Raw genomic sequence first — 12,460 nt, 5'->3', positions numbered from 1 at the left:
TGCGGCGGGCCACGGGGCTGCTCGACGGGCGCCACAAGTCGGTCTTCGTCGGGCGCGGGCAGGACTTCGACGACATGTCCTTCTACCGGCCCGGAGACGACATTTCCGACATCGACTGGAAGTCCTCGGCCCGCCTGGGCCAGCCGGTCATCAAGCGCTACCAGCGCGAGTCCATGATGCCGCTGGTTCTGGCCGTGGACACGGGCCGGACCATGGCTGCGATGGCCCCCTCGGGGGAGGACAAGCGCGACCTTGCCCTGGGGGTCGCCGAGGTCTTCGCCTACCTTGCCCGGATGCGCGGCGACTCGGTGGCGCTCGTGGCCGGGGACGCCGGCCGGATGATCTCGCGCCCGGCGCGCTCGGGGGCCAAGCACGTCGAGACCCTGCTGACCCTGCTGGCCCGCACCTTCGAGGACCTCGACGTGCCCGTGACCGGGGCGCCCGAGGGCGTGTTCGAGCTGGCGCCCGGAGCACCCTCCTCCAGTCTGCCGCGCCTCATGGAGAGGGTGAGCACCTGGCACCGTCGTCGCAGCCTGGTCGTCCTCATCACCGACACCGCCCACCCCGGTCCCGACGCCGCTACCTGGCTGCGGCGCCTGTCGATCCAGCACGAGGTGATCATCGTGCAGATCGAGGACGACGACCCGCTGCGTCCGGAGGGCGGCCGTGGGCGGGACATCGACCTGCCCTTCGAGATCCCCGCCTTCCTGCGCGCCGACAAGTACCTGGCGGCTCAGGCCGCCGTGGTGCGCGAGCAGTGGCGCGCTGGCGTCGAGCAGGTGCTCGACGCCCGGCACCTGGAATACGGCGTCGTCTCCTCCGAGGAGACCCTCATCGACTCCATCGCCGAGCTCCTCCAGCGCGAGCGCGCAGCCGTGGCCAGAGGGAGGCGGTGACCCGTGCAGATATGGCCCCCGGTTCTCATGCCGATATGGATGGTCATCGTGATGATCATCGGGATCCTCCTGGTGAGCGCCTGGCTGCTGCGCACCTTCCTGGTGACTCGCAGGGACACCTCCCGAGAAGTCGGAGACATCCCGATGGCGCCTCGTGAACGCCGCCAGTGGGGTGATCGCCTCACAGAGATCGCCCAGCGCTGGGAAGGCGGCGAGCTGGACCTGCGCGAGCTGCACTTGGAGCTGGCGGCGCTGCTGCGCGGTTTTGCCGAGGCCCGCAGCGGCGAGGAGATCACCACCGCCACGGTCTCGGAGATCCTGGACATGGCCGATACCGCCGGCCCTCGCTCGGTGGAGGAGCGCCGGCGCAGCGTGCGCCAGGCGGGCCGTCCCCTGGACACCAACCCCCTGGGGCACGTCGGCGAGCTGCTCGCCGTGTGGGAGCAGCCCTCCTTCGACCGTGAGCCGGAGTCCGCCGCGGAGGAGGCCCTGAACCTTGCGCGGGAGGTGGTCACACAATGGTGATGCCCTGGCTGTTCATCATTCTTGTCGTCATCGCCGTGGCGGCGGTCATCGCGGTCTTCGTCGTCGACCGTCGTTCCGACGGGCGGCTCGCTTCCCATCCCCGCAAGCGCCTGCAGCTGCCCTGGAGACGCCGGGAGGGGCAGCGGACCGTGGAGCTTCCGCGGCGTCTGGCCAACTCGGCGAGCCTGTTCCAGCTGCCCGCGGTGCGCTCCCGCATTCGGGCTCAGCGCTGGTTGCACGCCGGCCTGGCGGTTCTGCTGGCCGCTTGCCTGCTGAGCGCTTCGGCCATCGCCGGGCGCCCCGTGCGCGTCACCGAGCGCTCCGACGCACTGGCCAACCGCGACATCGTCCTGTGCCTGGACGTGTCGACGTCGATGGTGAGGATCGACTCCTCCGTGCTGAAGACCTTCTCCGACATCCTGGAGGACTTCGACGGTGAACGCGTGGGACTCGTGGCCTGGAACTCCGCGGCGCAGACTATCGTCCCGCTCACGGACGACTACGAGCTGCTGCGCCAGCAGATGGACGAGCTGGGCGAGGTCCTGGACATCGACCCGCAGAACGCGACCTACAAGCAGGCCCTCCGGTACGACGCGGCCTTCGGCGGGACCCAGAACAAGAGCATCAACGGTTCCTCCCTGGCCGGCGACGGACTCGCCTCCTGTGCGCAGGCCTTCGACAACCAGGGCCTGGAGCGCTCCCGCTCCATCATCTTCGCCACCGACAACCAAGTCATCGACCCCGACAAGGAGCAGATCTACTCGCTCCCCGACGCCGTCGATCTCCTGGCGGAGCGCAAAATCCGCCTGTTCTCCATCTACGGCGCCGATGACGATCAGTCCTACCAGTACCAGCTCGACCAGAGCCCCGAGGAGTCCCGCGAGGAGCTCAAGACCGTCTCCGAGGAGCAGGGCAATGGCCGCTTCTACGACGTCGAGGACTCCGGTACCGGGGGAAATATCGTCAAGGAGCTGGAGAAGACCGAGGTCAACGCGCTCGGGGGCCGGAAGCAGACCCGCCGCACGGACGTCCCCCAGACGTTCGTCATCGTCCTCTCCCTCGTGCTCCTGGGCTATCTGGGGCTGACCACCTGGAGGCGAGCATGAGGCCAGTACCCGTCATTGGAGACTTCGCATTCATCCCGGTCACCTGGTGGCCCCTCGTCCTGCTCGTGACGGCGGCCCTGGCGGCCCTGCTGGTCGTCTCCCGCCGCCGCCTCATCCGAGACGCCGCCGAGCCGGTTGCCCGCAGGGCCTGGTGGCGGCGCCTGGCCATCGTCGTCGTCGTGGCGCTGGCGATGGCGGGACCGGCGATCCGCGGCAGCGAGGCGATCAGCGTCTCCAATGTGGAGATCTACATGGTGGTGGACCGCACCGGGTCCATGGCCGCAGAGGACTACCAGGGCAAGGGGCCCGACGGCGTCGATCAGGCCGCCTCCACCAGGCTGGACGGGGTGCGCTCCGACATGCGCGCCATCCGGGAGGCCTTCCCGGACTCGCGCTTCTCCATCATCGCCCTGGACAACACCGCGGCCACGGAGCTGCCACTGACCCACGACACCAACGCCGTCGACTCCTGGATCGGCTCGCTCAAGCAGGAGGTCACCGGCCATGCCACCGGCTCCTCGCTGGAGGTAGCGCTGCCGGTGCTGGGCCTGGCCCTGACCCAGTCCCACCAGTCCGGGTCCAAGAACATCCGCCTCGTCTACATCTTCTCCGACGGCGAAGCCACCGATGACGGCCGCGGCGCCCAGGAGGCCGAGAACGCGGGCATCTCCTGGCAGTCCCTGTCCGGACTCGTCGACGGAGGCGCGGTGCTGGGCTACGGAACCACCGAGGGCGGAAAGATGCGCAGCTACGACGGCTCGGCCTCCACCGGCGAACACACCCAGTCCGACTACATCGCCGACGGCGAGGGCGGACAGCCGGCGGTGTCGAAGATCGATGCCGATGAGCTCCAGAGCGTGGCCTCGGCCATGGGACTGCCCTACTACCACCGCACCGGCGGGTCGGGCGACGACCCGACGAGCAAGTTCACCAACTTGGACATCGAGGCCGTCACCTCCGACGGACGGGCCAAGACGAACGCCCGGGTGTACCTGACCTGGCCCTTGGGAATCATCGCCTTCGGCCTGCTGCTGTGGGAGATCATCGACCTCATTCGAACCGACCGTCGCCTGCGGCTCCTCGTGGGAAGGGGAAGATGATGACGACGGGAAACCCCCCTGGCGAGGGCTTCGGTCAAGAGCAGGGCGGCCCCCCGCCCGGCTCCGACAACATGCCGGGGACCACCGATGCCGCTGCGGACCAGGCGTCCCCCTACCTCCAGGAGCCGGACTCGACCCCATCCGCCCAGGACCCCTCCGGCCCCGAGGATCCCCGACGGCGCGAGGCCCGCCTGAGCCGACGCCGTCGACTCCTCAAGATCGGCGGGGTACCGGCGGTGCTGGCCACCATCATCTCCCTGTGGCTCGGGTCGATCTTCCTCATCTCGCTGTCCGGCAACCGCGCGGTGGCCGCCGGGCACTACGACACGGCACTGTCCCGCTACCGCCTGGTGGCCAGGATCAATCCCTGGCTGGAGCAGTGGCGCGTCGACTTCAACCTGGGGACCGGCCAACTCGCCGCGGACGACCCGACCTCCGCGGTCACCACCCTCAACCGGGCCTTGAGCAAGGCGCCGGCTGCGCGGACCGACCCCCAGACGAAGGCGAAGCAGACCGGCTCCCCGGAGTGCATGGTTCGCACCAACCTGTACGTCGCGCACATCTCACTGGCCGCCAAGGCCCAGGAGAGCGGCAACTCCACCTCGGTGACCGAGCACGTCGAGGCCGCTAAGAAGGCCGCCGACACCTGCGAGGTTCCGCCCCCGCCCGAACAAGATCCCTCCCAGAGCCCGAATCCGTCGGCGACGCCCAGCTCGGACCCCAGTACCACCCCCAGCTCCGACCCGTCGGCCAGCTCCTCCAGTGACCCGAGCTCGACCCCCAGCTCCGATCCGAGCTCCACCCCCAGCTCGGACCCCAGTGCCACCCCCAGCTCCGACCCGTCGGCGTCGGCATCGAGCTCGCCGGGCGAGACCTCCTCCGGCTCCCCGAGCGCCCAGTCGACTCCGACCCCGGTCGACGACCGGGCCAAGCGCCTGCGCGACCGCAACAACGGCGGCTCGGGCGCCACCGAGAAACCCGGCGGCGGCGATTCAGGGGGCAAGCCCTGGTGAGCGACTTCGATGAGGGGCGTCCCTCCCGACTCGTGGTGGCGGCCGCGGTCCTGGACTGCCTGGAGTGTCCGACGGCGCTGCTGTGCGCGGCCCGCTCCTACCCGCCCGAGCACGCGGGACAGTTCGAGCTTCCCGGGGGCAAGGTCGAGCCCGCAGAACGGCCTACCGAGGCCCTGGTCCGCGAGCTGGACGAGGAGATCGGTCTGAGCGCGCGCCTGGGCGCCGAGCTCGTCCCTCCGGGGGAACTGGCTGTCCCTGCCCCGCCGTGCGGCGGAGCGGGTGATGACGCCCCGGCCTGGCCCGTCATGCACGGCTTCAGGATGCGTGTGTGGCTGGCCGAGCCGACCCGGGTCGGGGACCGGGGGCGGGCGGGCGCCGATCACGAGAGACTGGAGTGGGTGAGCCTGGACCCGCCCAATCAGGTGCGTCAGCTGCCGTGGCTGCCCGCCGACTTGCCGATCATCGAGGCGCTTGTGACGGCACTGGGGCGCTGAGGTGGTCGGGCGTCGCCGCCAACGCCCCGTTTTCCTGACACTTCTATCATTCGCGTCATCTCCTAGGTTAGGGTGACCTCATGCCGAAGATTCTGGGTTCCTCACTGGTCGAGCACCGCGAGCGCACGCGGAACGCCCTGTTCCAAGCGCTCTCCGAGCTCATGAGCCGGCGCAGCTTCGACAAGATCACCCTGTCCGACGTGGCCAACCACGCGGGCGTGGGACGCACGGCCGTCTACAACCACTTCGCGGACAAGGAGGACCTCCTCCTGGCCTTCATGGAGCATGAGGCTGGACGCTACGCCGAGGAGCTCTCCCGGGCGCTGGCCGGGACGCAGGACCCGATCGACCGCCTGCGCATCTATGTGCGTCAGCAGGCCCTCATCGCCCGCCACTTCCACTTCCCGACGTCGGGGCCGCTGGCCGACTCGGTCTCGCGCGGGACCGCCGGCCGCCTGCGGGCCCACGGCGCGCTGCTGGCCCAGATGCTCTCCTCGATCCTCACCGACGCCATGGACCAGGGGCTCATTCCCGCCCAGGAGCCCGAGCAGGTCATCCCCCTCATCCACGCCACCGTCATGGGCGGGCGCCCGACCCCCACCGACCCGGAAAGGCGCCGGGCCTACCTGGAGAGCCTGGACGCCTTCGTGCTGCGGGCGGTAGGGGCCCGCAGGCCGGCTCACGCCGTCCCGACCATTGCCCGTCCCCATGCCACCGAGCCGCTGGACGGGGCCGGTGACCCCGGTTCGCTTCATCACACCGCGGTTGGCTGACAGCGTGCGCCGAGCGCTGCCGCGGGCGCGGGTGGGCCTGGCAGACTTTCGCCCGTGAACCTGAGCTGGACCGATTTCTGGAACGACCTGCCGGCGCGCCCCTTCGACGGCGTCGGCCTGGAACCCGGCGTGCTGTGGCCGGCGCTGGCGATCCTCGTCATCGTCCTGGCCTGGGCCCCCGCCCGCCGCTGGGGCCGCACTCTGGTGACGATCGTCCATGAGGCCGGGCACGCCGCCGTCGGTCTCATGGTGGGACGGCGCTTCCTCGGTTTCGTCGTGAGTCGGGACCTGTCCGGGCACGCCGTCACCGCCGGCAAGCCAGACGGGCCCGGCCGGGTTCTGACGACCTGGGCCGGCTACCCGGCCCCCGCGGCCCTGGGCGCCGCCGTCGTGCTCCTGGCGCTTCACGGCTGGGCGAGCGCGGTGCTCGTGATGGGCCTGGTGATTCTGGCGGTCCTGCTGGTGATGTCCCGCTCGATTCGTACGGCAGGCCTGGTGCTGCTGGTCGGGTTGCTGACCGGGGCGCTGTGGTGGTGGGGCGGGGCCTGGCGAGCCGGTGTCGCCTCCGGGGTCGGCCTGGCTCTCATCGTCGGGGCCTGGGACTCCCTGCGCGACGTCGCCGTCTCGCGCGAGCCGGAGCAGGATCACCGCACCCTGGCCAGGTTGACCGGCACGCCCGCGGCGCTGTGGCTGGTGACGTGGTTCCTGGTCGATGCGGCGGCCACTGGCGCCGTCGTTCTGGTCGTACGCGATCTGCTGTGAGATGGGGTCGGTCCCACGGTCGGGAAGGTCGGGCGACGTAGCCTACTCTTCGTCTTGGTGACGACGAGCCGCGGTGGCCCGTCCCGCCGTCCCCCACCCGACGTCGCACGCTGCGCGCTCCCGCGCGGAGCCGGTGACCAGGGCCCATCCCGCTCCCGGACGCTCCGGGATTCCCCCAAGGAGAACACATGATGCTGACCCGCCGGACGCTTGGCCTGACCGCCCTGGGGCTGGCCGCCTCGGCCACGCTGGCCGCCTGCTCGTCGAAGTCCCAGGATGAGGCCACGGAGGAGGGGAAGATGGCGCTCATCGTCTCCGACGCCGGCGAGGCCGCCTCGGAGGAACTGGTCAAGGCGGTGGAGGCATTCACCAAGGAGACCAAGGTGGAGGTGGACGTCAAGACCGTCTCCGACATCTCCCAGGAGCTCGCCCGTGGAATCAGCTCCGGTCCGACCGTCGACGTCGTCGTCCTCAACCCGGCGCAGCTGTCCAGCTACGCCGGCTCCCTGCACGCCTGGGACAAGGACTCGCCCGCCGTGAAGGACGCCCACCCCGCCCTGCTGACGAGTGCCACCAGGCAGGACAAGCTCAACGCGGCGCCCAGGGACGTCTCCACGCTCGCCCTGTTCATCAACACCTCGCTGTGGCAGGCGGCGGGGCTGGGCGAGTCGAACTATCCGACCACCTGGGAGCAGCTCGACCAGGTGGCCGCCGCGCTCACCTCCGGAGGCGTCGTCGGCCTGACCCTGGACGCCTCCTATGAGCGCGCGGGCGCCTTCATGATCCAGGGCGGTGGGGGACTGACCAGCGCCGACGGCACGCAGGCGACCGCCTCCTCCGAAGGGTCGGTCGCGGGACTGACCGAGGTTAAGAACCTCCTGTCCTCCGGCTCGGCCGCCTGGGGCTCAGACCTGCCCGCCGGATCGGCCGCGGACGCCTTCGGCCAAGGGCAGGCCGCCATGGTGGTGGAGTCGGAGACCACGGTGAAGACCCTGGCCGATGCCTACTCGGGCGTCTCCTACACGGTTGTCGAGCTGCCGGCCGGCAGCGGCGGCAAGGGGACCCTGCAGTTCCCCACCTTCTACGGCGTGGTCGAGGCCTCCAAGCACAAGGCCGACGCCATCAAGCTCGTGGAGTACCTCACCGCCGCCGAGCGGCAGGTGACCCTGGCCGCTGCGGCGGGCACCGTGCCCGCCAGCAAGTCCGCTGGAGAGACCTGGAAGGGCAAGCACGCCGACCAGGCGGCCTTCCTGGCCGGCGTCGAGTACTCCCAGGCCGTGCCGTCCGCCTCCGGTGTCTCCGACATCGTCGCCACCTTCGACAACGAGCTGCCGGGCCTGGCTGGGGGAGACCCCGCCGGCATCCTGAACAGCGCACAGGTGAACCTGCAGGCCATCCTGTCCTGATGTCGCGGGGCGGCGCCGGCTGACGACGTCGGAACCGCCCCGACAGGGCAGGCACAGAGCGCAGGAGCAAGAGATCTCGCCGGATCTCACTGTGACGTCAGCGACTGGTGAGAAGCGGCCTCTATCCGGACAATCGCAACAGGACCCAACGTTCCCGCCCTCTTCTCCTATTGCTCAGTTGTGATGACGGCTTCGTGATGGACTGGGAAGCGCACTGATCGGGCAATGAAGCAGTACTCGGCGGCTCGGTCGTGCAGTGCGGCTGCACGCTCAGGATCACTGCCGGGAGCAATGGTCACTGCGGGGTGAAGGGTTGCTGAAGTGAACTCCCCAGCTCCGCCTGGGCGTTCGACCATGATGCCGGTAGGGGTGTCTGAGTACGCGGTGACGGTGACGCCCGCGTCTGCTGCGAGGTGGAGGTACCACAGCATGTGGCACTGCGAGAGCGAGGCGAGCAGGAGCTGTTCCGGGTTCCACCTGTCGGCGTCCCCTCGGAACGCAGGATCTGCTGATCCGGGGATCACCGGCAGGTCGGCGGTGATCCCCCGGACGTCATGGTCGCGTGAGTAGGCGCGGTATCCGGACGTGCCCCTACCCAGGTTGCCTGTCCACTCCACGCATACGGAATATTCGTGATCTGGCACACAAAAAGTATAGGGATGAGCCGATCAGCCGTCCAGGGGGCGGCGAAGTCGGTGGGTGAGGGTGTCTGGGGTGGTTGGACAGGGGTGGCGTATCGCTGGGGTGGGGGCGGGCCCGTCGTGACGACGAGTGGCGCTTCATCAATCCCTCGTCCCGAGGAGCCCGCACTGATGTCATCTCCACCACGACCGTCCTGGAACAGCAAGAACGCCACCCCGGACACCTCCCGGCCAGGCCAGGAATCCTTGTGTCCAGAGTGACGTGCAGATGGAGCGGGTGACGGGAATCGAACCCGCGCTGTCAGCTTGGGAAGCTGAAGTTCTACCATTGAACTACACCCGCGTGGCACCAGTGGACGTGCGCCCCAGGTGCGTGCGGAAGTCTAACCCAGACTCCGGCCGTCTACGCAAATCGATCTCAGCCCCGCTCGCCGTCTCGGTTCCGGTTCTGTGGCGGGTCCACGACGTACAGCCCGTCCCGGCGGGATCGTGTCCGCTACACTCGCAGCCGTTCCCGGACTTCTCAAGGCGCGCGGTGAATACATGAGCTATCCAACCAATCCCTACGATCCCATGGGTTCTCAGCCGGATGTGCCGGCGCTTCCTCCGGGTCCCACCGAGGGGGAGTACCCGGGTGGTGAGTACCCGCCCTACGCCGGGCAGCCCGGTTTCGACGCGCAGCCGGGATACGGCCAGCAGGGCGGCTACGGTCCACCGCCGGGCTACGGTCCCGGATACGGCGCACCACCCGGATACGGGCCCTACCCCGGTTACGGTCCGCCGACCTACCCGGGCAAGTCGAAGGTGGCCGCCGGCATCCTGGCGCTGTTCCTCGGAACTTTCGGGATCCACAACTTCTATCTCGGATACACGAGCAAGGGGCTTATTCAACTCCTGGGCTCGGTCCTCAGCTGCGGATTCCTGGGTGTTCCGATCGCGATCTGGGCCTTCATCGAAGGGATTCTCATCCTGACGGCCCGCCCGGGCGAGCCGCCGTGGGGCGTCGACGCCACCGGCGTACCGCTGAGCGGCTGAAGGCCGGCGACGACCCGTCTGCCCGCTCGGATCCGGCCCGCCGCTCGGGGCCCGGACGGCTCGAGGGCATGTGACTCTCCGCCAGTTGTTCTTTCGCCCTACTGACCTGGCACAATCGGGCCCGTGCTGCTCTCAGACCGCGATATCCGCACCGAGCTCGACGCGGGCCGGGTCGTCCTGGACCCCTACGACCCCGAGATGATTCAGCCGGCCTCGATCGACGTGCGCCTGGACCGCTGGTTCCGGCTCTTCGACAACCACCGCTACCCGGTCATCGATCCGGCCGCCGATCAGGAGGGACTCACCCACCTGATCGACGTCGGGGCCGACGATCCCTTCGTTCTGCACCCCGGCGAGTTCGTCCTGGGTGCCTCCTACGAGCGCATCACCCTGCCCGACGACGTCGCAGCCCGTCTGGAGGGCAAGTCGAGCCTGGGGCGCCTGGGGCTGCTGACCCACTCCACCGCCGGATTCATCGACCCCGGCTTCACCGGGCACGTCACCTTGGAGCTGTCCAACACGGCCACCATGCCCATCAAGCTCTGGCCGGGTATGAAGGTGGGGCAGCTGTGCTTCTTCCGCCTGTCCAGCTCCGCCCAGGCCCCCTACGGCTCGGGCGCCACCGGCTCGCGCTACCAGGGGCAGCGCGGACCGACGGCCTCGCGCTCTCACCAGTCCTTCCACCGCACCCGTATCCCCGACGCCCCGGCGATCCCCGCCGACGGCACCGGCCCCGCCCCCCAGGAGAAGCACGTATGAGCGACTCGACCGACCTCGCCGTCTCACTGCCCGCCGATACCGGCACCTTCACGGCCTCCTCCATGCTTCCGGTCGGCTTGCTGGACACCAACCACGTCCTGCTCCTGGCCGACGACGTCGCTCCCGATGAGGTCGAGGCTCTGGCTCTGTCCCAGGACCTCCAGGCCGGCTGGGTGGGGGTCTCCAGCCTGCAACTCTTCCCGGGGGCATCCCTACTGGGGCCCTGGCAGGTCGACGCCGAGATGCGGGGCCTCATCGGGGCACCGGAGTGGACCACGCAGCTGATGATTCTGGACTGTCCCCACATCCGCGCCGGCGCCCTGCCGCCGGAGCTGGCCGGCCTGGACCCGCTCTCGGACGCCTTCCCCAAGGGGCAGCCCACGGGGGCGGAACTGGTGGCCCTCACGCGCCTGCGCGCCATCGCCCGGCGCCTGGCTGGTGCGCTGAGGCTCATCCCCGGAGGGGATGGGGAGGCCCCGGTCCTGTTCGAGCCCAGCCCCGAGGTCTCCGCCTCCCTGACGGTCTACGCACCGGTATGGCTCGGTCCGGAGGACCTGGTGGCCGTTCTGCGGCCCGTGGCCCCAGATCTCACCACCGCCCTGGAGGCCGTCCAGCCCAGGGGCGCCGTAGGACTGGATGCCATCGATCCGGAGCAGCTGGAGCAGCTCGTCGAGCGCATCGGCCCGGAGGTCTTCGAGAAGGCCTGGCGCGGATCGGAGAAGGTTCGCCAGGACATGATGCGCCAGGAGATCGTCGCCGCCGCCACCGGCAACGTCATCGAGGAGCTGCGCGACGGCTACGCGGTCGTGACACCGGTCGATCCCGAGCACGAGGGCTGGGGACGCATCGAGGTGCGCGCCGGCGCCACCGACGGGCTGCCGCTGGCCGTGCGCGGCGAGCCGTGGGCGCGCGGGGCGGTCCTGTCCTACGACCTGCGCTGGATTCCCAAGGATCAGGCCGACGCCTATTCCGAGGTGGTCTCTCGCTCCCGGCGCCGCGAGCGTCAGACGGCCCGGGACCTGGTCGAGGAACTCGCCACCGTCCTGGTCTCCGCCGTCTCCGGGGTGGCCGTGGACGACGACGGCTTCCTCGTCTCCCTGGGCGAGGAAGCCCAGGAGGCCTGAGAGGTCTCGCCAGGAAGCGGTGCGGGCGCCGCACGGCCCGTGGAAGGGACGGTGGCGTGGGGGGGCCGACCAAGCGGATTGGGAACTGCGTTTTCCGTCCGGAACGTACTTCTCCCGCAGACGACTGAGGCCGTACTCCAGTTGTCTGCAGGAAAACGCAGTCCTCGTGGGAAAAGTACGTCCCCGATCAGGGCTGGCGCAGCGCGACCACGCCTGGTCTGCTGGTCCTTGTTCCGAGCGGGCCAGCGTGGCACGACGGCTCGTCCCGGGCTGCAGGATTGGAACAAGACCTATAGCTCAACCATCATTCGCAGTCCGGGCGCCTACTGACGTGACCCCGAAGACTCGGGTTCGGGCCGGGCCCGCTCGGTGCCGGGTGTGGTACGGGCCGTCAGCCGCTCAGCGCCGGTCTGCGCCCGCCGGGCGTCCCAGTGCCAGCCGGTGAAGCGCCGGGCCTCGATCAGGGCCCGCACCCAGGCCACCTGCTCCTCGCCCCGCTGCGCCCCCACCGACAGGTAGTGGCGCAGGAGTCCGGCTGCGGCCAGGGCGTCGTCCAGCGCGTTGTGGTGACGGCCGATCTCCACCCCCGCCACCTCGCAGCAGGTGGTCAGTCGACGCGACGGCGTCGTCATGAAATAGCGCGCCCATTCCATCGTGCACACCCGCGGCACCCGCGCGCCGCGGTCCAGCAGCCCCCGCGTCCCCAGAGCCTGGGTGAGGAAGCCGACGTCGAAGCGGGCGTTGTGGGCCACGACCGCCCGCCCAGCCAGGTCGGCCACGAGCAGGTCGGCGACGTCGTCGAGGCCGGGCGCCCCGATGAGCTCCT

14 protein-coding genes and 1 tRNA gene are annotated in these 12,460 nt (G+C 69.8%); 12 read left to right on the top strand and 3 right to left on the bottom strand.

The genetic code is table 11. From position 1 onward, the window contains the following. The 9 genes from HMPREF0975_RS11795 to HMPREF0975_RS11755 all read left to right on the top strand — a co-directional run. Positions 1-896, top strand: an 896-nt coding sequence (locus tag HMPREF0975_RS11795; protein ID WP_009234414.1) for a DUF58 domain-containing protein, incomplete at its 5' end; no start/stop codon positions are given. Positions 897-899: 3 nt separating this feature from the next. Continuing rightward, entirely contained in the window at positions 900-1,421 is a 522-nt protein-coding gene (locus HMPREF0975_RS11790) for a hypothetical protein (RefSeq protein WP_009234413.1), read from the top strand. Beyond that, on the top strand, positions 1,421-2,527 hold the full coding sequence (locus tag HMPREF0975_RS11785; RefSeq protein WP_232212526.1) for a VWA domain-containing protein: 1,107 nt from the start codon (positions 1,421-1,423) through the stop codon (positions 2,525-2,527). The genes HMPREF0975_RS11790 and HMPREF0975_RS11785 overlap by 1 nt, the downstream gene beginning before the upstream one ends. After that, positions 2,524-3,627, top strand: coding sequence for a vWA domain-containing protein (locus tag HMPREF0975_RS11780; RefSeq protein WP_009234411.1), 1,104 nt, complete (start codon positions 2,524-2,526; stop codon positions 3,625-3,627). The genes HMPREF0975_RS11785 and HMPREF0975_RS11780 overlap by 4 nt, the downstream gene beginning before the upstream one ends. Further along, positions 3,624-4,640 (top strand): hypothetical protein, encoded by a 1,017-nt coding sequence (locus tag HMPREF0975_RS11775; protein WP_009234410.1) that lies wholly within the window; start codon positions 3,624-3,626, stop codon positions 4,638-4,640. Before HMPREF0975_RS11780 ends, HMPREF0975_RS11775 begins: the two co-directional genes overlap by 4 nt. Beyond that, positions 4,637-5,134, top strand: a complete 498-nt coding sequence (locus tag HMPREF0975_RS11770) for an NUDIX domain-containing protein (protein ID WP_009234409.1) — start codon at positions 4,637-4,639, stop codon at positions 5,132-5,134. Before HMPREF0975_RS11775 ends, HMPREF0975_RS11770 begins: the two co-directional genes overlap by 4 nt. Positions 5,135-5,214: 80 nt before the next feature. Continuing rightward, a complete protein-coding gene (locus tag HMPREF0975_RS11765; protein WP_009234408.1) occupies positions 5,215-5,907 on the top strand; it encodes a TetR/AcrR family transcriptional regulator in 693 nt (230 codons plus the stop codon). A gap of 54 nt (positions 5,908-5,961) precedes the next feature. Continuing rightward, positions 5,962-6,669, top strand: a complete 708-nt coding sequence (locus HMPREF0975_RS11760) for a M50 family metallopeptidase (protein ID WP_009234407.1) — start codon at positions 5,962-5,964, stop codon at positions 6,667-6,669. 188 nt (positions 6,670-6,857) lie between these two features. Beyond that, on the top strand, positions 6,858-8,075 hold the full coding sequence (locus HMPREF0975_RS11755) for a sugar ABC transporter substrate-binding protein (RefSeq protein WP_009234406.1): 1,218 nt from the start codon (positions 6,858-6,860) through the stop codon (positions 8,073-8,075). Between the two features lie 167 nt (positions 8,076-8,242). Here HMPREF0975_RS11755 and HMPREF0975_RS11750 read toward each other — a convergent pair whose 3' ends face one another. Then, entirely contained in the window at positions 8,243-8,719 is a 477-nt protein-coding gene (locus HMPREF0975_RS11750) for an OsmC family protein (RefSeq protein ID WP_049939895.1), read from the bottom strand. 266 nt (positions 8,720-8,985) lie between these two features. Next, a tRNA-Gly gene (locus HMPREF0975_RS11745) sits at positions 8,986-9,059 on the bottom strand. 200 nt (positions 9,060-9,259) lie between these two features. Between HMPREF0975_RS11745 and HMPREF0975_RS16850 the strand changes: the two genes are divergently transcribed. The 3 genes from HMPREF0975_RS16850 (at position 9,260) to HMPREF0975_RS11730 (ending at position 11,634) form a co-directional block, all read left to right on the top strand. Then, the gene (locus HMPREF0975_RS16850; protein ID WP_009234404.1) at positions 9,260-9,751 is read left to right on the top strand and encodes a TM2 domain-containing protein; all 492 of its coding nucleotides are present in this window, start codon (positions 9,260-9,262) and stop codon (positions 9,749-9,751) included. A 123-nt stretch (positions 9,752-9,874) separates the two neighbouring features. Further along, positions 9,875-10,510 carry a dCTP deaminase gene (gene dcd / locus HMPREF0975_RS11735; RefSeq protein WP_009234403.1) on the top strand — a complete coding sequence of 212 codons (636 nt, stop codon included), beginning with the start codon at positions 9,875-9,877 and terminating at the stop codon, positions 10,508-10,510. Next, positions 10,507-11,634, top strand: coding sequence for a hypothetical protein (locus HMPREF0975_RS11730; RefSeq protein WP_009234402.1), 1,128 nt, complete (start codon positions 10,507-10,509; stop codon positions 11,632-11,634). The genes dcd and HMPREF0975_RS11730 overlap by 4 nt, the downstream gene beginning before the upstream one ends. A 323-nt stretch (positions 11,635-11,957) precedes the next feature. Here the strand turns inward: HMPREF0975_RS11730 and HMPREF0975_RS11725 are convergent. After that, on the bottom strand, positions 11,958-12,460 hold a 503-nt coding region (locus HMPREF0975_RS11725; RefSeq protein ID WP_009234401.1), incomplete at its 5' end, for a 3'-5' exonuclease.

Origin of the sequence: Actinomyces sp. oral taxon 849 str. F0330 (assembly GCF_000239715.1) — a bacterium.
GTDB classification, from domain to species: Bacteria; Actinomycetota; Actinomycetes; order Actinomycetales; family Actinomycetaceae; genus Actinomyces; species Actinomyces johnsonii.
Note: the sequence above shows the minus strand (reverse complement) of the source record. Positions and strands in the feature narration are given on the sequence as shown.

What these genes read in the sequence shown, in the direction of transcription:
- HMPREF0975_RS11755 (WP_009234406.1), top strand. Translation starts at nt 6,858, where the DNA reads ATGATGCTGACCCGCCGGACGCTTGGCCTGACCGCCCTGGGGCTGGCC.
- HMPREF0975_RS11730 (WP_009234402.1), top strand. Translation starts at nt 10,507, where the DNA reads ATGAGCGACTCGACCGACCTCGCCGTCTCACTGCCCGCCGATACCGGC.
- HMPREF0975_RS11780 (WP_009234411.1), top strand. Translation starts at nt 2,524, where the DNA reads ATGAGGCCAGTACCCGTCATTGGAGACTTCGCATTCATCCCGGTCACC.
- HMPREF0975_RS11775 (WP_009234410.1), top strand. Translation starts at nt 3,624, where the DNA reads ATGATGACGACGGGAAACCCCCCTGGCGAGGGCTTCGGTCAAGAGCAG.
- HMPREF0975_RS16850 (WP_009234404.1), top strand. Translation starts at nt 9,260, where the DNA reads ATGAGCTATCCAACCAATCCCTACGATCCCATGGGTTCTCAGCCGGAT.
- HMPREF0975_RS11765 (WP_009234408.1), top strand. Translation starts at nt 5,215, where the DNA reads ATGCCGAAGATTCTGGGTTCCTCACTGGTCGAGCACCGCGAGCGCACG.
- HMPREF0975_RS11785 (WP_232212526.1), top strand. Translation starts at nt 1,421, where the DNA reads ATGCCCTGGCTGTTCATCATTCTTGTCGTCATCGCCGTGGCGGCGGTC.